Genomic DNA, 18,604 nt, shown 5'->3' with positions numbered 1-18,604 from the left:
TTATCCGATATTCGACAGTTTCAGCAGGTGGCGCAGGTCGTTCAGCAGATCCTTGCCCTTGACCCGCGCGTCATAGCGCAGCACCAGGTTGCCGTGAGGGTCAACGATCCACAGTTGCGCATCGCCCGGCGCGGCGGCGTTTTGCTTGAAGGTCGGCAGGTCCAGGGGCAAGCGCCGCAATTGCGGGTATTCGGCTTTGAGCTTGGCCTCGTACGCGGCGCTGACCGGCTGCGCACTGGCCAGGGCATGGCTGGCACGGAACGCATCACGCCCCAGGCCGATCTGCAGTTGGCGCGCGAGGTAGACCAACTGCTGGCATTCGGCGGCGCAGGCCGCGGGTGCGGTCACCAGCAATTGCCAGCGCTCCTCGTCAGCCTGTACGCCGATATCGGCGCGGGTCTGGCCGTTGCCGATCATCTCGCCATGATCACTGCGGTTATCCGGCACCCAGAACTGCCACTTGTACATCAGGGTCGCCAGCACCATCGGGCCGATCACCATCAGCAGGATCAGGATCAGTTGCCAGCGCCCCTTGCTGCGATTGGGCGCCGCTGGCGTGTCAGACATGTTGAGTGGATTCATGGCCGCTCCCATGGTGCTTCTCCCTTGCGTTGTGCCAGCCGAGGTAGAGGTAAAGGCCCAGCAGCGCCAGCGCCATGGCGAACCACTGCACGGCATACCCCACGTGTTTTTCCGGCCCCATGGCCACCACCGGCCATTGGGTTTCATAGGTCGCCGGGCCCGCTTCGGCCCGTAGTTCAAAGGCAAACCCGCTGCGCTCCAACTCGGCCCACAGCGCCTGCGGGTGCAGCGCCGTCAGCAGGCGCGGCCATTGCGCGGCTGCCGGGTCGGCGTGTAGCTGGAACGTCTCGCCGGGGGCGACATACACCCAGGCGTTGATATTCAAAGGCTGGTCGGGGGTGGTGAAAGCTGGCGGCGTGCGCCGATCCGGCCACGGCAGCCAGCCGCGATTGAGCAACAGCCACTGGCCGCTGGCCTGGTCATGAAAGGGTTGCAGCAACTCGACGCCGGCCTTGCCGTCGCGCATGCGGTTATCCAGCAGCACGCTGTGCCCGGCATCGAACTCCCCGCGCAACTGCACCCGGCGAAAGGCCGGATCAGCCACCGCCGCCAGTTGCACAACGCTGATAGGCTGCGCCGCCCGGCGCTCAGCGTAACTCTGGAGCAGCGCCTGTTTTTCCTGGCCACGGGACAACTGCCAAAAACCCAGGAACACCATCAACGGCAGCAACACCAGCACCACCAGGGTCGGTGCAATCCCGGGGCGAAAGCGTTTCATGGCGTTACCGCGAAGGTCGATGCTGCGCTGGCTATACTGAATCTCATTGCCCGCCCCTCAAAATAAAGAGCCCTGGAGCCTGACCATGCTCAAAGCCGCTATTGCCCTGATGCTGATCGCTACTGTAGTGAGCCTGTTCAGTGGCTTGTTCTTTCTGGTCAAGGACGAAGGCCACTCCAATCGCCTCGTCACCGCCTTGACCGTGCGTGTGGTGCTGGCCGTGATCACCCTGGCGCTGATCACCTGGGGGTTCTTCAGCGGCCAGCTGGTTTCCCACGCCCCCTGGTAAGTCGCTACAGCACGTAGACGAAGAAAAACAACCCGATCCACACCACGTCGACAAAGTGCCAATACCAACTGGCCGCTTCGAAACCGAACTGGTGCTCGGCATTGAAATGCCCCTTGAGGATGCGCATCAGCATCACGAACAAAATGATCGTGCCGATGGTCACGTGGGCGCCGTGAAAGCCGGTGAGCATGAAGAACGTCGCGCCATACACCCCGGACCCCAGCGTCAGGCCCAGCTCTTTATAGGCGTGGATGTATTCCTCAGCCTGGAAGCCGAGGAACGCCACCCCCAACAACACGGTAATCGCCAGCCAGATCTTCAGCGCGCCGCGATGGCCCTTGCGCAGGGCGTGGTGGGCGATGGTGATGGTCACGCTGGAGCTCACCAGCAAGATGGTGTTGACCAACGGCAGGCCCCACGGGCTGATGGTGCCTTCCGGCGCCGGGAACAGCTTGGGATCCGGGTTGTTGAGCAGCGGCCAGGCGAACTCGAAGTTGGGCCACAGCATATGGGCAATGCCCTTGGAGCCCTCACCGGCGAGCCACGGCGCCGACATATGCCGCACATAGAACAGCGCGCCAAAGAACGCGATGAAAAACATCACCTCGGAGAAGATGAACCAGGTCATGCCCCAGCGGAACGAGCGGTCCATCTGCGCGCTGTACAAGCCGGCGCGGCTTTCTTTGATCACCGCGCCAAACCAGCCAAACATCATGTAGGCCAGCAGCAGGCTGCCAACGAAAAAGATCAGCGGACCGTGGGATTCCGGGCGGGCCGCCTTAAGGTCGTTGAACCACACACCCAGGCCATACACGGTGATCAACAGCCCAAACGTGGCAATTATTGGCCATTTGCTTTGCGCTGGTACGTAGTACGTATCATGAGTCGACATGTATCCGTTCTCCTAATCGAGCCCGCAGGCACGCCTAGCCGCCGGTATGGACAGCCACGGGCGGTTGGCGCGCAGTGATATCGAACAGCGTGTACGCCAGGGTCAAATGCTTCACATCCTTGGGCATGTCGCGATCGACAATGAAGCGCACCGGCATCTCGATGCGCTCTCCCGGCTGCAGCACTTGCTGGGTGAAGCAAAAACACTCGGTCTTGTGGAAGTACATCGCCGCTTCGGCCGGGGAAATACTCGGGATCGCCTGGGCTGTCATCGGCTTGTCGGTGGGGTTGAAGGCCACGAACACCATCTCGTTGACCGCACCGGGATGGACCACGATTTCGTCGGCCCTGGAGTGGAATTCCCAGACCATATCGATGGCATTGGTCGACAGGAACTGCACCCGTATCTGGCGCGAGGGGTCGACCACCTGCGAGCCCTCGTACTGCCCGGCGGTCTTGCCGTTGATGCCAAACGCTTTGCACATCACGTCGTAGATCGGCACCAGGGCAAAGCCGAAGGCGAACATCGCCAGCACCAGGATAAGCAGGCGCGTGACCAGGCGGTTGAGAGGTACGGAGTCAGCCATGACGCCCACCTGGGCGAGCTGGCTTCGCGATGAGGCCCTCAAGCTCTGCAGGGGTCTTGAGGCCGCCATCGCGGGCAAGCCCGCTCCCACAGGGGATCGGGAGTGTTTTCATGACCGGGTTCATTTGACCTCCGGCGGCGTGGTAAAGGTGTGGTAGGGCGCCGGTGAAGGAATGCTCCACTCCAGCCCTTCGGCGCCATCCCACGGCTTGGCCGGTGCCGGCTGGCCGCCACGGATGCACTTGATCACGATAAACAGGAAGAAGATCTGCGTAGCACCGAACATAAAGGCGCCAATCGACGACACCATGTTGAAGTCGGCGAACTGCAGGTTGTAGTCCGGCACCCGCCGCGGCATGCCGGCCAGCCCCACGAAGTGCATGGGGAAGAACGCCATGTTCATCCCCACGAACGACAGCCAGAAGTGCAGCTTGCCCAGGGTTTCGTCGTACATATGGCCGGTCCATTTCGGCAGCCAGTAGTAGGCCGAGGCGAAGATCCCGAAGATTGCGCCGGGCACCAGTACGTAATGGAAATGCGCCACCACAAAGTAGGTGTCGTGGTACTGGAAGTCCGCCGGGGCAATGGCCAGCATCAACCCGGAAAAGCCGCCAATGGTGAACAGGATCACAAAGGCCACGGCAAACAGCATCGGCGTCTCAAAGGTCAGCGAGCCTTGCCACATGGTGCTGACCCAGTTGAACACCTTGACCCCGGTGGGCACCGCGATCAGCAGGGTGGCGTACATGAAGAACAACTCGCCCACCAACGGAATGCCCACCACGAACATATGGTGCGCCCACACGATAAACGACAGGAACGCGATGCTCGCCGTGGCGTAGACCATTGAGGTGTAGCCAAACAGCGGCTTGCGCGAGAAGGTCGGGATGATCGAGCTGACGGCACCGAAGGCCGGCAGGATCATGATGTACACCTCGGGATGGCCGAAGAACCAGAACACATGCTGGAACAGCACCGGGTCACCGCCGCCAGCGGCGCTGAAGAAGCTGGTGCCGAAGTGGATATCCATCAGCATCATGGTCACGCAACCGGCCAGTACCGGCATCACTGCAATCAGCAAGAAGGCGGTGATCAGCCAGGTCCAGACAAACAGCGGCATCTTCATCAGCGTCATGCCGGGTGCGCGCAGGTTGAGGATGGTCGCGACCACGTTGATCGCGCCCATGATCGAGCTGATGCCCATCAGGTGGATGGCAAAGATAAAGAACGTCACGCTTTCCGGGGCGTAAGTGGTAGAGAGCGGGGCGTAGAAGGTCCAGCCAAAGTTCGGCCCACCGCCCGGGCTGAACAACGTCGAGACCAGCAGCAGGAACGCCGCCGGCAGCAGCCAGAAGCTGAAGTTGTTCATGCGCGGCAGGGCCATGTCCGGTGCGCCGATCATCAGCGGGATCATCCAGTTGGCCAGGCCGACAAACGCCGGCATCACCGCGCCAAACACCATGATCAGGCCATGCATGGTGGTCATCTGGTTGAAGAACGCCGGCTCGACGATCTGCAGGCCCGGCTGGAACAGCTCGGCGCGGATCACCATGGCGAACGAACCACCCAGCAGGAACATGGCGAAGCTGAACCACAGGTACATGGTCCCGATATCTTTGTGGTTGGTGGTCAGCACCCAGCGCATCAAGCCCTTGGCGGGACCGTGGGCGTGGTCAGCGGCATGACCGTGGTCATCAATCACAGTGCTCATGACCGTTCTCCTGCAAGCAGATGGGCGGGGCGGTTCAGGGCATACGCAATGAAGAGGTTCATTTGCTTTCCGCCTGTTTGATGGCCAGCACGTCTTTAGGCGTGACCATGTCGCCTTTGTTGTTACCCCAGGCGTTACGCTCGTAAGTCACGACCGCTGCAATATCGACTTCCGACAGTTGCTTGCCGAAGGCCGCCATCGCTGTACCGGGCTTGCCGTGGTAGACGATGCTCAGGTGGTCTGCCGCCGGTCCAGTGGCGATCTTCGAGCCTTTGAGCGCCGGGAACATCGGCGGCAGGCCCTGGCCTTCGGCCTGGTGACAGGCTACGCAGGCGGTGTGGTAGACCTTGTCGCCACGGGCCACCAGCTCTTCGAGTGTCCACTCTTTGGAGGTCAGCTCCTTGAGCTTGGCAGCTTCCTCCTTGCGCTCGCCGAGCCAGGTGGCGTAGTCGGCCTTGGACTTGACCTCGACCACGATGGGCATGAAACCGTGGTCTTTGCCGCACAGCTCCGCGCACTGGCCACGGTAGATGCCGGGCTTCTCGACCCGGGTCCAGGCCTCGTTGACGAAGCCGGGGATGGCATCGCGCTTGACCGCAAACGCCGGCACCCACCAGGAGTGGATCACGTCGGCGGCAGTCACCAAGAAGCGCACCTTGGCGCCCACCGGCAGCACCAGCGGCTGGTCGACTTCCAGCAGGTAGTGTTCGCCCTTGGTGGCCTGGTTATGGATCTGCTCGGCGGGGGTGGCCAGGTTGCTGAAGAACTCGACGTCCTGGCCCAGGTATTTGTAGTGCCACTTCCACTGATAGCCGGTGACCTGGATATCGATATCCGACTCACTGCTGTCGTAGATGTTGATCAGGGTCTTGGTCGCCGGAATGGCCATGGCGACGAGGATCAGCAAGGGCACCACGGTCCAGAGAATTTCCACCGTCGTACTTTCGTGGAACTTGGCCGCCACCTGGCCCGTGGAACGTCGATGCATAATCATCGACCAGAACATGGCGCCAAACACGATGATGCCGATCACCACACAGATCCAGAAGATGGTCATGTGCAGGTCGAATACGGCGTGACTGACTTCCGTGGCCCCTGGTGCCATATTCACCGTCCAGGCGGCCTGCGCCTGGCTGAATACTGACCACAAGAGTAAGCCCATCCAAACATGTGGATGTCGCGTCATTGCGGGTTCCCCTTATCGTTCTTGTTATCCCGCCGGTTTGCACCTGCGGCCAAGGGGGCGGCTTCCAAACTGCTTACATCCGCCAAGCCTTGCCTGCCTAATGCAGTCGGGCGTCATCAGCTAATTGCGTACATCCCCGAGTATAGACAGCGACTGCGACCCCGCAATGTGAGGGGGCAAATCAGTGAAAAGAGACGAACGGCGCTGGCCAGCCCGCAGATTGAAGGCCTATCCGACGAACGATGGCGATTCGATATAACAGCGATGCATAACCATGAAATAATTATGACAAATGCATCTTAGGGGCTCGTATAAACGAGCTACCTTATGCAATCCCCTTTCCTACGCCCGTATTACTGGAGCTTTCATGAACACCGCCGCATTGCGCGAGCAGATTTCCCGTGCCCATCAACACGAAGCATCCACCGGCCTGTTGGCTAAACAACTGGACGCACAGTTACCGCACCTGCACTCGGCCATTTCCCTGGCCGAGGGTGATCGTAACGCGGTGATGACACGTTTCGTCAGCGCCTACATCGCCCAGGTCCCGGACCTGCTGGATGCCGCCAACGACGTGGCCCGGGAAGCCGGAATTGAAAGCCAGATCAAGCCGGTGCTGAAAATTGCCGAGCACTTCTTTCTGCAGCCACCCGCGATCCTGGCCGCCCATGAAGGCCTGAACGGCCTGCTGGACGAGGCCTACCTGGCCCATCGGCTGGTGGAAGAAGTCAACGATCTGTATATCAAGCATTTCGGCCAGCCCTTGATTCCGGCGGACACCACCGTTGCCAATGTGATTGCCCACCAGTTGATCGGCGAAGATTTCGCCAATCAGCTGGACGAAGCCGTGCACCTGGCGGTGGATGAAATGCTCAATGAAGAGAGTTTCGCCCTGGAGTCCGTCGAGGCCTATCGCGAGCAGCTCAAGAGCCCGGCAACGGAAGCCGCGTGGAAACGCTGGCCGTGCCTGTCGCGCCAGTTGGGTGTGGAGTTGGAGCTGGATCAGCCGGCCTGAGTTTTCCTGCCAGGCATAGAACAAATGTGGGAGCGGGCAAGTCGAATCGTCGCACCGCCGCGCCCACATTTTTTTATCCGGTTTCGTCAGCCCACTGACGGGGCCGAACCAATCCGCGTCGTGGTACGTATCCGCCCTTCCAATCGACGCTTCAACCCCCGCGCCTCGATCACCAACTTCGAACCCTTCGCCGCATTGGCCCGCCCCCATTCCTCCAGCAACTCCAGACACGAATGGTCCACGTAGCTCAGGTTATTGAGCGGCACATGCACGGTGGTCCCCGCCGGCACGATCGCCAGCACCTGGGTCAATGCAGGCACCTTGAGAAAGGTCGCCGCCCCCACCAGTCGCAACTCCATTTCACCGTCCTCGGGCAGGTCGACCAGGCTGACTTTCAAGCGTGATGCCTTCCACGCCAGTTTCACCAGGGTCAGGCCGAAGCCCACCAGCACGCCCGTCAGCAAGTCGGTAAAGATGATCGCCAGGGCCGTGGCCGCGTAGGTGAACATCGGCATCCGGCCATAGCGCCCCAGGCCACGGAAAGCCTTGAGATCCACCAGCTTGATCCCGGTGTACACCAGCACACCCGCCAGGCTCGCCACCGGAATGCTCTGCAGCAAGCTCGACAGCAGCAACACAAAGGCCAGCAGCCAGAGACCGTGGAACATCGCCGACAAACGCGTGGTCGCTCCCGCCTGGACGTTGGCCGAGCTGCGCACAATCACACCGGTCATGGGCAATGCGCCTACCAGACCGCACAGCATGTTGCCTACACCCTGGGCGGATAATTCCTTGTCGAAGTCCGAGCGTTGGCCGTTATGCATGCGGTCCACTGCTGCCGCCGAGAGCAGAGTTTCGGCACTGGCAATAAAGGCCACCGCGAAGGCCGCGATCAACAGGTTGGGGTCGGCCAGGTTCAACAGGTCGCTGGGGCGCAGCCAATCAATTGCGTCGGCAAGGTTTTCTGGCACCTCAACGCGCTTGACCTGCAGGGCCAGCGCCAGGCTGGTCGCGGTCGCCAGGCCCACGCCGAGCAATGCCCCCGGCACAAAACGCAGTTTTTGCGGGCGAAACCGGTCCCACAACCACATCACCAGCATGGTCGCCAGGCCCAGCAGACCGGCTTGCCAACCGAGCCCGCCACCCAGGCTGGGAATGGCCTGGGCCACTGCGGCGGGAAAGCCGGCGAGGTTATCCAGCCCGGAGGGTTTGGGCGCCCCATCGAGCATCACGTGGACCTGCGACAGGACAATCAACACTCCGATCCCCGCCAGCATGCCGTAGACCACCGCCGGCGCCGTCACCCGGAACCAGCAGCCCAGGCGCAGGCGCCCGGCCACCAGTTGCAGGAAGCCGGCCAACAACAGGATCGGCCCGAGCATCAGCATGCCGTGCTGGCGCACCAGTTCGAACACCAACACCGCCAAGCCGGCCGCCGGCCCGCTGACTTGCAGGGGCGAGCCGGCCAGCCAGCCCACCACCAGGCCACCAATGATCCCGGTAAGCAGGCCCTTGGCCGGGGGCATGCCCGAGGCAATGGCGATCCCCATGCACAAGGGCAAGGCCACCAGAAACACCACCACCGAAGCCAACAGCTCCCGTGGCAGCACTGTTTTTAATTGAGCTGCACGCATGATGACTCTCCCGAGGCATTCGCCGGGCGTGGCAAGGCCTGGCTGCATCCATGGCAGCCATCGCATTACCCGGCAGGGGATTGTTTTAGAAGCGCGCTTTGGGCGTCGCCGAAGGGATCGGTCCGGAACCGCTCAACGGCCGGAATGTGGCCTGATCCGCGTCGTAGGCTTTGATTTCACTGGTCTCGATGTTGTAGATCCAGCCATGGATAAACAAATGACCGTTGGCCATGCGCGAAGCCACGGAGGGGTGGGTGCGCAAGTGTTGCAACTGGGCGATGACGTTTTCTTCGGTCAGCACCTGCATGCTTTCGCCTTCGTTGGCGCAATCACAGTTGTCCTGGACCATGGTCTTGGCGACCTCGGCGTGGCGCAGCCAGGCTTTGACCGTGGGCATTTTTTCCAGGCTCTGGGGGTTGAGCACTGCCCGCATGGCGCCACAATCGGAGTGGCCGCAGACAATAATGTGCTGCACGCCAAGCGCCAGCACCGCGTACTCGATGGCCGTGGACACACCGCCGTTCATCTGCCCATAGGGCGGCACGACGTTACCTACGTTACGGGTCACGAACAGATCGCCCGGGGAGCTCTGGGTGATCAGTTCCGGAACAATGCGCGAGTCGGCACAGGTGATAAACATCGCCCGTGGGCTCTGGGCCGTGGCGAGCTTCTTGAAGAGCTCTTCCTGCTGGGGGAAGACCTCATTATGGAAATGCAAAAAACCATCAACAATGTGCTGCAGCGCTGCATCGGCGGACTCCGCCTCGTGAGGGGCTGAAGCCGACGCAGCCAACGGCTGTTTATCCTTGTCACTCATGATTCATCCTCGTGGTTGGGGCAGGAGAGTCTTCTAGTTCAGGTCGACGCGCGATCACCGGGAAACAACACATGGAAACCACCCAGCCAGTGCCGCCGACCCACCAGTCACTTGATGAACAAGGTACCTGCCGAAACTTAACTCAAACTGAATCAACCGCTCTATCTCGCGGGTTTCAGTGATATCAAAACGCGACCACCCTGGCCGGGCAACACGCGCTTTTGTATCAGTCTACAACAAAGCCAGCTGCCTGCCGGGCGGACAGAATGCACTGCAATCAAGATTGAACCCTTCCCGACGATTGAGCCCCAAGCGCTTGATCGCCTTGGCAAATCGTTGCGCCAGCAAATCGGCAAACGGCCCCTCACCGCGCATGCGCACACCGAAGCGGCTGTCATAGACTTCCCCGCCACGTACCTGGCGGACCAGGCTCATCACATGGGCCGCTCGCTGCGGATAATGGGCCGCCAGCCATTCCTCGAACAGCGGCGCTACTTCAAGGGGCAGGCGCAGCATCATATAGGCCGCACTCTGCGCCCCGGCGGCATGGGCTTCGGCCAGCAGGCTTTCCAGTTCACTGTCGTTGATCATCGGAATCATTGGCGAACACAGCACACCCACCGGGATACCCGCCTCGCGCATTACCCGGATCGCCCGCAGCCGCGCCTTGGGCGCCGCCGCGCGGGGCTCGAGGATGCGCTTGAGTTCATCGTCCAGGCTGGTGAGGCTGATCATCACCGCCACCAGCCGCTGGCGGGCCAGCTCCGTGAGCAGGTCAAGGTCACGCAGGATCAACGACCCCTTGGTCACGATAGTCACCGGGTGGCGATAGCGCAGCAGCACCTCCAGGGTTTGCCGGGTGATCTGGTATTCACGTTCGATCGGTTGATACGGGTCCGTATTGGAGCCCAAATTGATCGGCGCGCACACATAGCCGGGCTTGGACAATTGTTGCTCCAGCACCTGGGCGGCGTTGCTCTTGGCGATCAGCTTGGTTTCAAAGTCCAGGCCCGGGGACATGTCCCAATAGGCATGGCTGGGCCGCGCATAACAATAGATACAACCGTGCTCACACCCCCTGTAAGGGTTGATGGAGCGGTCGAACGGCAGGTCCGGCGAGGTGTTGCGGGTGATGATGGTCTTCGCCGTCTCGATGCGCACTTCGGTGCCCTGGGTCGGCGGTACTTCCTGATACCAACCGTCGTCCTCGGCCACACTGACCGTGGGCGCAAAGCGATTGTGCAGGTTGGTGGCGGTGCCTCGCCCGCGCGGCGGCAGAGGAGTGGACATACAAGCGCCTCGATACTGTTTTTATATACAGTATCGAGGCGCAGCGTCTCTGACCAGTGCCGTTGGGCGGCAAAGGCTGAATCAGTGACTCGTCACTTGCCCCAGATCGTCGCCCGAGGTGGTGTGTTTATCGCTTTTGCGCAGGTCGGCCACGTCGCCAGCCTTCACCGGCGCCCCCTGGTTACCCCAGCTGCCACGGATAAAACTCACCACATCCGCCACTTCCTGATCCGACAGACGCCAGGCAAAGGCTGGCATGGTGAAGGTGGAAGGCGCGGCGTGAGTGGCCGGCAGGGTTCCGCCATTCAACACAATGTTGATCAACGATGTGGCATCCGCCGTCTGCAACACCGGATTGCCCGCCAGCGCCGGGAACACCCGGGTATAGCCATGACCATCGGTACGATGGCAGGCCGCGCAGTTGTCGATGTACACCGCCGCGCCCGGCTGGCTGTCATCGCCCTTCCACAGCGCCTCGGCCACCTGCTTGTCGTATTGGTGCGGCTGATCCTTGGGGTCGACTGCCGGCAGGCTCTTGAGGTAACGGGCGATAGCGGTCAGGTCGTCTTCAGACATGTACTGCATGCTGTGGACTACAACGTCGCTCATGCCGCCAAACACCGCACTGCGATCACTGCGGCCGGTCTTGAGAAACTGCACCAGCTGTTCTTCGCTCCAACTGCCCAGGCCATCCTTGTGGTCACCGCGCAGGCTTTTGGCGATCCAGCCTTCCAGCGGCGCACTGCCCGACAGGAACGCAGAACCTTCAGACGCGCTCAGGGCCTTTTCCTGCATGGTCAGAGCGCGCGGGGTGTGGCAGGCGCCACAGTGGCCGAGACCTTCCACCAGGTAGGCGCCACGGCTGATTACCGGGTCGGCATCGGCCGGGGCCTGGTAGTCCGCCACCTCGGGCGCGAACATCCAGCGCCACGCGGCCAGGGGCCAGCGCATGCTCAAGGGCCAGGGAATGTCGCTGTCCTGGTTCGGCTGGGCGACCGGCTCCACCCCTTTCATGAAGTACGCATACAGCGCCTGCATATCGGTTTCGCTGACGCGAGCGTAAGACGGGTAGGGCATCGCCGGGTAAAGGGTACTACCGCTTTTGGCGACGCCATGGCGCACGGCCTTGTCGAAGTCTTCAAAGCTGTAGTCCCCCAGGCCGGTTTTGTCCGGGGTGATGTTGGTGGAGTAGATCACGCCGATCGGGGTTTCCATCGGCAGGCCACCGGCAAACGGCTTGCCGCCCTTGGCGGTGTGGCAGGCCACGCAGTCACCGGCGCGGGCCAGGTATTCGCCTTGTTTGATCAGATCAGTTTCAGCCGCGCTCACCGAGCAACTGCTGAACAGGGCCAGGGTCGCGATAACAAATGCTTTCATGGTCGTCGCTCCTTATGCCTGAACCAGCGGGCCGGGGTTTTTCAGGTACTGCTCGCGAATCGCCCGGGCCGACCAATAGGTCAGCGCCGCCACCAGGCCCGTAGGGTTGTAGCCCAGGCCTTGTGGGAAAGCAGATGCACCTGGGACAAACACGTTGTGCACATCCCAGCACTGCAGGTAGCGGTTCAACGCGCTGGTCTTCGGGTCGGTCCCCATGATCGCGCCACCGTTGAGGTGGGTGGTCTGGTAGGACGCGGTGTTGAAGTGATCGCCGACCTTCTTGCCGAGCACGGCAATCGCCTTGGGGTTCATCGCTTCGGCGATCTTGCCCATTTTTTCGACCATGAAGCGGTTCATCTTGATGTCATTTTCCTGCCAGTCGAAGGTCATGCGCAGCAGCGGCAGGCCGTAGGCATCACGGTAAACCGGGTCCAGATCGAGGTAGTTGCCCCGGTAGGATTGATGGGCGCCGTGGGCGTCCATCGACACCTGGTGGGTGTAGTAATCGGCGGTGGCGCGCTTCCACGCACTGCCCCAGGCCGGCGTGCCCGGCGGGTTGGAGGTGCCGGCAATCGGCCGGCTGCCCGCCTGGTTGACCCACATCGGCGAGCCGCCGACAAAGCCATGGGGACCATGGTCGAAGTTATCGGCGTTGAAATCGTCCACCGCCACGCCATTGCCGCCAGCGCCGATGAAGTTGTTGGTATGCACGTCTTTGTCGAAGTAGGCCTTGATGGTGGCCATGTTCTGGTAGGCGAAGTTCTTGCCCACCACCCCTTCGCCCGTGATCGGGTCGTAGGGCTTGCCGATGCCCGAGAGCAGCATCAGGCGCACGTTATGGAACTGGAAGGCGCCAAGAATCACCAGGTCCGCCGGTTGCTCGATCTCCCGGCCCTGGGCGTCGATATAGGTCACGCCAGTGGCTTTGCGCTTGGTGCTGTCGAGATTGACCTTGAGCACGTGGGAATTTGGCCGCAGCTCAAAGTTCGGCACCTGGCGCAGGGCCGGCAGGATGTTCACGTTGGGCGATGCCTTGGAGTACATGTAGCAGACATACCCGCTGCAAAAACCACAGAAGTTGCACGGCCCCATCTGCGCGCCATAGGGGTTGGTGTAGGGCCCCGAGGTATTGGCCGAAGGTAGGTTGTAGGGCTTATAGCCCACATCGGCGGCAGCTTTCTGGAACAGCTGCGCCGAGTAGGTGTTTTTCTGCGACTCCAGTGGGAAATGGCTGGAGCGATCCGGCGCATAAGGGTTGCCGCCCTTGCCTTCACCCACCAGTTGGCCTTTGACGGTCCAGGCCTGGCCGGAGGTGCCGAAGACTTTTTCGGCGTAGTCAAAGAACGGTTCCAGCTCTTCGTAGCTGACGCCGAAGTCCTGGATGGTCATGTCCTTGGGGATGAAATTTTTGCCGTAGCGCTCTTCGTAGTGGCTGCGCATGCGCAATTCGATGGGGTCCACCCGGAAATGCACACCCGACCAGTGCAGGCCCGCGCCGCCTACGCCGTTACCCGGCAGGAAGGCGCCCAACTGACGGTTGGGCAGGGCAATGTCATTCACGCTATGGCGAATGGTCACGGTTTCCTTGGAGATGTCCTGGAACAGCTTTTTGCGCACGCTGTAGGTCAGTTCGTCGATCACCTGTGGGTAATTACCGTCCGGGTAGGTGTCCTGCATCGGGCCGCGCTCCAGCGCTACCACGTGCAAGCCGGCTTCGGTCAGTTCCTTGGCCATGATCGCGCCTGTCCAGCCGAAGCCGACGATAACCGCATCCACTTTCTTCATGATGGTCGCCACGTTTATGCCCTCTCGCCGCGGATGGAAACAGCCGGGAAGGGGTATTGCTCGTTGCGTTCAACCCAATCCATGAAATCGGCGCGGGCGCCGGGGAAGCCGATCATGGTCCAGCCGACCATGCCTTTGTTGCCGCCGTGGATCGGGTCGCAGAAGAACCCTTCCTTGGTGTTTTGCAGCAACAAATTGAAGAAAATCTTCGGCGGGACCGCCGCGAAATGCTCGCCGGTTTCGGCACCGCCCGCCTCCAGGCGACGCAGCAAATCATCCTGGGTAGCGCTGTCTTGCCCAGCAAATGTTTTACCGTTGAACGCTTTCGACCAGGAATCCGTGGCGGCAATACCCAGGCGATAGATCTCCCTGGGCACCAGTTTGCTCTGCCAGCCCATCTCGGGCGGGGCGTCGGCATTGAACGGGCCTTGCATAAACCACAGGGCGCCACTGGCGTAGGGGGTGTTCATCTGCCGGTCGATATATTCCGGCGCGCCGGCTTCCAAAGCGCCTGGGCCTTGGGCATCAGCAGGGATCAAACGCGCGACGGCGGCGTTGATAAAGGCCCACTCCTCAGCGGTGAAGTAGCTCGGCTCGTAGGCCTTTTCGCTGGCGGGCGCACTGGCCGGGCTGGCCTGGGCAGGTTCGGGCGTGGCCATCAGCATCGAGCCGCCAAGGCCAGTGCTGGCAACCGTGACCACCGGGATCAAGGTCAAGGATTTGCGCAAAAAGTCACGCCGGGGGTTGTCTCGATCTTGATCAGACATGGTGGCACCTCATCATGTGGTCACGGGTTTGAGCAGTCGCTTCATGGAGCGGCTTGTCGTTTTGAATGTAATCAATGGTTACAAATGATAGCAGGCTAAGGAATGAGAGAACCGTTTCAGCCAGGAAAATCGAGAAATGCGCGCAAAAAAATGTGGGAGCTGGCTCATGTAGGAGCTGGCTTGCCTGCGATGCAGACGCCTCGGTGTATCAGTGACACCGAGGTGATGCTATCGCAGGCAAGCCAGCTCCTACACAAGCCTGTTCCCACAGGTTGGACGGAGTAAGGCCCGTCAGTCTTTTTTCAGCTTCGGATTAGGGAAGAACTGCACCGCCTGCACCTTGGGGTCCGCCGGCGCTTTCAACGCCGAGGTATTGACCCGCGTGCCCAATTCCTTGGGCACCGACAAACCCTGGTCGTTGAGCGTGTCGGTATAGCCGCAGGCCACGCATTCGCGATGGGGCACGTTGTCTTCGGTCCACATCTTCAACTTGTCCGGCTCGCTGCACGCCGGGCACACGGCCCCGGCGATAAATTGCTTTTTGGTGATCACAGGCCCGTCACTCATGCTGCTGCGTCCTCACTCAGGCCGCTGTGGCGCAAGAGTGCGTCAATCGACGGTGCGCGTCCGCGGAAGTCGACGAACAACACCATCGGCGCCTGGGAACCGCCACGGGCCAGGATCGCCTCGCGGAACGCCCGGCCAGTCTCGGCATTGAGCACGCCGTCTTCTTCGAACTTGGAGAAGGCATCCGCCGACAACACTTCGGCCCACTTGTAGCTGTAGTACCCCGCCGCGTAACCGCCGGCGAAGATATGCGCGAAGCTGTTGGGGAAGCGGTTGTAGGCCGGAGGACGCATCACCGACACTTCGTCGCGCACGCCTTCGAGCACCTGCGCCACGCTGCGGCCATCGCCGTGGGTAGCGTGCAGCTCAAAGTCGAACAGCGAGAATTCCAGTTGGCGCACCATCATCAGGCCGGACTGGAAGTTCTTCGCCGCGAGCATTTTTTGCAGCAGGTCCTGGGGCAATGCTTCGCCACTTTCATAGTGACCGGAAATCAGCGCCAGGCCTTCCGGCTCCCAGCACCAGTTCTCCATAAACTGGCTCGGCAACTCCACCGCATCCCAGGCCACACCGTTGATACCGGACACGCCCGCGTGTTCGACGCGGGTCAGCAGGTGGTGCAGGCCGTGACCGAATTCGTGGAACAGGGTGGTGACTTCATCGTGGGTCAGCAGGGCAGGCTTGCCGCTGTCGGCCGGGGTGAAGTTGCACACCAGGTTGGCCACCGGGCTTTGCAGCGCACCCTCGGCGGTACGCCGACGATCACGGGCGCCGTCCATCCAGGCACCGCCACGCTTGTTGGCGCGGGCATACAGATCGAAGAAGAAGCGGCCGACGTGCTGGCCGTTTTCCTTGATTTCGAACAGGCGGACATCCGGGTGCCAGGTATCGAAGCCTTTTTGCTCGGCGATCTCGATGCCGTACAGGCGCTGGACGATGGCAAACAGCCCGCCCAGCACTTTGTCGATCGGGAAGTAGGCACGCAGGGCTTCCTGGGACACGCTGTAGCGCTGTTCACGCAGTTTTTCACCGTAGAAACCGCTGTCCCAGCTTTGCAGGTCGGCGCAGCCTTGTTCGGCAGCGTAGGCCTTGAGCTGCTGCAGGTCCTGGGTGGCAAATGGCTTGCTGCGCTTGGCCAGGTCACGCAGGAAACTCAGTACCTGGTCGCTGGATTCGGCCATTTTGGTGGCCAGGCTCAGTTCGGAGAAAGAGGCGAAGCCAAGCAGTTGGGCCAATTCCTGACGCAGGTCGAGGATCTGTTCCATCACCGGGCCGTTATCGTTCTGACCGGCATTCGGGCCCTGGTCCGACGCGCGGGTGCAGTAGGCCGCGTAGATTTCTTCACGTAGGGCGCGGTCGTGGGCGTAGGTCATCACCGCGTAGTAGCTGGGGAATTCCAGGCTGATCAGCCAGCCGTCGAGGCCTTTGGCCTGGGCCGCAGCAGCCATTTGCGCTTTGGCTGAGTCGGTCAGGCCGGCCAGGGTGGCTTCGTCGGTGACGTGCTTGGTCCAGGCCTGGGTGGCGTCGAGCAATTGGTTGGAGAACTTGCTGCCCAGTTCGGAGAGTTTGCTCTGCACCTCGGCATAGCGCTTCTGCTGCTCAGGCGGCAGGTCGATACCCGACAGGCGGAAGTCGCGCAGCGCGTGCTCCAGAATGGTTTTTTGCGCCACGTCGAAACCGGCCGCTTCCGGGCTGTTGGCCAGGGCTTCGAAGGCCTGGAACAGCTCGCGGTTCTGGCCCATCTCGGTGGAATAGGCGCTCAATGCCGGCAGGCAGGCCTCATAGGCTTCGCGCAGTTCGGCGCTGTTGCACACGGCATTGAGGTGGCTGACCGGGCTCCAGGCCGCGCCCAGGCGGTCGTTGAGTTCATCCATGGCCAGGACCAGGCCAGCCCAGGTCGGATTTTTTCCCTGGCTTTGCAGGATGCCTTCGATGGCGACGCGGTTGTCGGCCAGGATCTGTTCGATGGCCGGTTGGACGTGCTCGGCACGGATCGCCGAGAACGGCGGCAGGTCGTAGGACTGCAAAAGAGGGTTGTTCGCGCTCACGGTTGGCACCTTGGCTGAAGAAACAGGTAAGACAAAGATGGGGCCATCTTAATTACAATCAACGTCCACCGCAGCTATCAACCAAACAGAGAGAGGCTATCGTGACCCTTCGCACCTATCAGAATCACACGCCAACCCTCGGCGCCGGGGCTTTCGTCGATGCTTCGGCGGTGGTGATCGGCGATGTCGAAATCGGCGCCGGCAGCTCGGTCTGGCCGCTGACGGTGATTCGCGGCGACATGCACCGTATCCGCATCGGCGCGCGCACCAGCGTGCAGGATGGCTGCGTGCTGCACATTACCCACGCCGGGCCGTTCAATCCTGACGGTTTCCCGCTGCTGATCGGTGACGACGTGACCATCGCCCACAAGGTCATGCTGCATGGCTGCACCGTCGGCAGTCGCATCCTGATCGGCATGGGCAGCATTGTGATGGACGGCGCGGTGGTTGAAGACGATGTGATCATCGGTGCCGGCAGCCTGGTGCCGCCGGGCAAGAAACTTGAAAGCGGTTTTTTGTATGTGGGCAGCCCGGTTAAACAAATTCGCGCGCTTTCTGACAAGGAACGCGCCTTTTTCACCTATAGCGCCGCGAACTACGTGAAGCTCAAGGACCTGCACCTGGCAGAGGGATTCGACCAATGACCCTGGATTACCAGACGGTTCTATTTGACCTGGACGGCACCCTGACCGACCCACGGGAAGGCATCACCCGCTCGATCCAATACGCCTTGGCCAAGCTGGGCATTGATGAGCCGGACCTGACCAAGCTCGAACACTTTATCGGCCCGCCGTTGCTGCAGGCCTTTATGCAGTTCTACGATTTCGACGAGGCCCGGGCGTGGCAGGCGGTGAATTTCTATCGCGAACGCTTCAAGGTCACCGGGCTCTATGAAAACCGGGTGTTCGACGGGGTCATGCCATTGCTGGAAACGTTGAATGGCCAGGGGCGCCAGCTGTATGTGGCCACCTCCAAGCCGTGGGAATTTGCCCGGGAGATCGCCCGGCATTTCGATTTCGCCAAGCACTTCAAGGTGATCTACGGCAGTGAGCTGGACGGCACGCGCACCAACAAGGTCGAACTGATCGCCCACTTGATGCACGAGGAAGGGCTGGACCCGGCCAGTACCTTGATGATCGGCGACCGTAAGCACGACCTGATCGGCGCACGTAGCAATGGCCTGGATGCAGCGGCGGTGGGGTATGGGTTTGGCAGTTTTGCAGAATTGAGTGCCGAAGCGCCGCGCTGGCATTTTGAGACGCTGGACGAGATGCATCAGGCATTTTTGCGGCGGGATTGAGACCGCTATCGCGGGCAAGCCCGCTCCCACATTGGCGGTGT

Annotated in this window: 18 protein-coding genes; 4 read left to right on the top strand and 14 right to left on the bottom strand. The window is 61.3% G+C overall.

What is annotated here, in order from left to right:
• Together HU773_RS01285 and HU773_RS01280 are read right to left on the bottom strand one after the other, a co-directional pair.
• Positions 1 to 594, bottom strand: coding sequence for a PA_0111/PP_0108 family redox-active disulfide protein (locus tag HU773_RS01285; RefSeq protein ID WP_057957925.1), 594 nt, complete (start codon positions 592 to 594; stop codon positions 1 to 3).
• A complete protein-coding gene (locus tag HU773_RS01280; RefSeq protein ID WP_186625924.1) occupies positions 560 to 1,300 on the bottom strand; it encodes an SURF1 family protein in 741 nt (246 codons plus the stop codon). The genes HU773_RS01285 and HU773_RS01280 overlap by 35 nt, the downstream gene beginning before the upstream one ends.
• An 85-nt stretch (positions 1,301 to 1,385) precedes the next feature.
• Between HU773_RS01280 and HU773_RS01275 the strand changes: the two genes are divergently transcribed.
• Positions 1,386 to 1,589, top strand: a complete 204-nt coding sequence (locus HU773_RS01275) for a twin transmembrane helix small protein (protein ID WP_017528731.1) — start codon at positions 1,386 to 1,388, stop codon at positions 1,587 to 1,589.
• A gap of 4 nt (positions 1,590 to 1,593) precedes the next feature.
• On the opposite strand, the gene HU773_RS01270 is transcribed toward HU773_RS01275, so the two are convergent.
• From HU773_RS01270 to coxB, 4 genes are all read right to left on the bottom strand, one after another.
• Positions 1,594 to 2,481: a cytochrome c oxidase subunit 3 gene (locus HU773_RS01270; protein WP_057957900.1), complete on the bottom strand. Its 888-nt coding sequence runs from the start codon at positions 2,479 to 2,481 to the stop codon at positions 1,594 to 1,596.
• Between the two features lie 34 nt (positions 2,482 to 2,515).
• Complete coding sequence (locus HU773_RS01265) at positions 2,516 to 3,067, bottom strand: cytochrome c oxidase assembly protein (RefSeq protein ID WP_057439257.1); 552 nt, start codon at positions 3,065 to 3,067, stop codon at positions 2,516 to 2,518.
• Positions 3,068 to 3,187: 120 nt separating this feature from the next.
• The gene (gene ctaD / locus HU773_RS01260) at positions 3,188 to 4,777 is read right to left on the bottom strand and encodes a cytochrome c oxidase subunit I (RefSeq protein ID WP_057439258.1); all 1,590 of its coding nucleotides are present in this window, start codon (positions 4,775 to 4,777) and stop codon (positions 3,188 to 3,190) included.
• A 58-nt stretch (positions 4,778 to 4,835) separates the two neighbouring features.
• Entirely contained in the window at positions 4,836 to 5,963 is a 1,128-nt protein-coding gene (coxB, locus tag HU773_RS01255) for a cytochrome c oxidase subunit II (protein ID WP_115127091.1), read from the bottom strand.
• Positions 5,964 to 6,330: 367 nt separating this feature from the next.
• Here coxB and HU773_RS01250 point away from each other — a divergent pair, with 367 nt between their 5' ends.
• Positions 6,331 to 6,978 (top strand): hypothetical protein, encoded by a 648-nt coding sequence (locus HU773_RS01250; protein WP_057957897.1) that lies wholly within the window; start codon positions 6,331 to 6,333, stop codon positions 6,976 to 6,978.
• Positions 6,979 to 7,064: 86 nt separating this feature from the next.
• On the opposite strand, the gene HU773_RS01245 is transcribed toward HU773_RS01250, so the two are convergent.
• The 8 genes from HU773_RS01245 to prlC all read right to left on the bottom strand — a co-directional run bounded on the left by HU773_RS01245 (position 7,065) and on the right by prlC (position 17,263).
• Complete coding sequence (locus HU773_RS01245; RefSeq protein ID WP_186625923.1) at positions 7,065 to 8,612, bottom strand: SulP family inorganic anion transporter; 1,548 nt, start codon at positions 8,610 to 8,612, stop codon at positions 7,065 to 7,067.
• 85 nt (positions 8,613 to 8,697) lie between these two features.
• Positions 8,698 to 9,429, bottom strand: coding sequence for a carbonic anhydrase (locus HU773_RS01240; protein ID WP_057957895.1), 732 nt, complete (start codon positions 9,427 to 9,429; stop codon positions 8,698 to 8,700).
• A 231-nt stretch (positions 9,430 to 9,660) separates the two neighbouring features.
• Positions 9,661 to 10,719, bottom strand: coding sequence for a PA0069 family radical SAM protein (locus tag HU773_RS01235; protein ID WP_057957894.1), 1,059 nt, complete (start codon positions 10,717 to 10,719; stop codon positions 9,661 to 9,663).
• Positions 10,720 to 10,800: 81 nt separating this feature from the next.
• Positions 10,801 to 12,096, bottom strand: coding sequence for a cytochrome c (locus tag HU773_RS01230; protein ID WP_186625922.1), 1,296 nt, complete (start codon positions 12,094 to 12,096; stop codon positions 10,801 to 10,803).
• A gap of 12 nt (positions 12,097 to 12,108) precedes the next feature.
• Positions 12,109 to 13,893, bottom strand: coding sequence for a GMC family oxidoreductase (locus tag HU773_RS01225; protein ID WP_115127087.1), 1,785 nt, complete (start codon positions 13,891 to 13,893; stop codon positions 12,109 to 12,111).
• A 2-nt stretch (positions 13,894 to 13,895) separates the two neighbouring features.
• A complete protein-coding gene (locus HU773_RS01220) occupies positions 13,896 to 14,648 on the bottom strand; it encodes a gluconate 2-dehydrogenase subunit 3 family protein (protein WP_169960462.1) in 753 nt (250 codons plus the stop codon).
• 291 nt (positions 14,649 to 14,939) lie between these two features.
• Positions 14,940 to 15,215: a YheV family putative zinc ribbon protein gene (locus HU773_RS01215; RefSeq protein WP_057439263.1), complete on the bottom strand. Its 276-nt coding sequence runs from the start codon at positions 15,213 to 15,215 to the stop codon at positions 14,940 to 14,942.
• On the bottom strand, positions 15,212 to 17,263 hold the full coding sequence (prlC, locus tag HU773_RS01210; protein ID WP_120731134.1) for an oligopeptidase A: 2,052 nt from the start codon (positions 17,261 to 17,263) through the stop codon (positions 15,212 to 15,214). Before prlC ends, HU773_RS01215 begins: the two co-directional genes overlap by 4 nt.
• Before the next feature lie 101 nt (positions 17,264 to 17,364).
• Here prlC and HU773_RS01205 point away from each other — a divergent pair, with 101 nt between their 5' ends.
• Together HU773_RS01205 and HU773_RS01200 are read left to right on the top strand one after the other, a co-directional pair.
• Positions 17,365 to 17,907, top strand: a complete 543-nt coding sequence (locus HU773_RS01205) for a gamma carbonic anhydrase family protein (RefSeq protein WP_120731132.1) — start codon at positions 17,365 to 17,367, stop codon at positions 17,905 to 17,907.
• On the top strand, positions 17,904 to 18,563 hold the full coding sequence (locus HU773_RS01200; protein WP_186625921.1) for an HAD family hydrolase: 660 nt from the start codon (positions 17,904 to 17,906) through the stop codon (positions 18,561 to 18,563). The genes HU773_RS01205 and HU773_RS01200 overlap by 4 nt, the downstream gene beginning before the upstream one ends.
• Positions 18,564 to 18,604: the final 41 nt, after the last annotated feature.

The sequence above is a fragment of the Pseudomonas shahriarae genome, from assembly GCF_014268455.2.
Lineage (GTDB): Bacteria > Pseudomonadota > Gammaproteobacteria > Pseudomonadales > Pseudomonadaceae > Aquipseudomonas > Aquipseudomonas shahriarae.
This window is presented reverse-complemented; position numbering and strand designations above follow the sequence as displayed.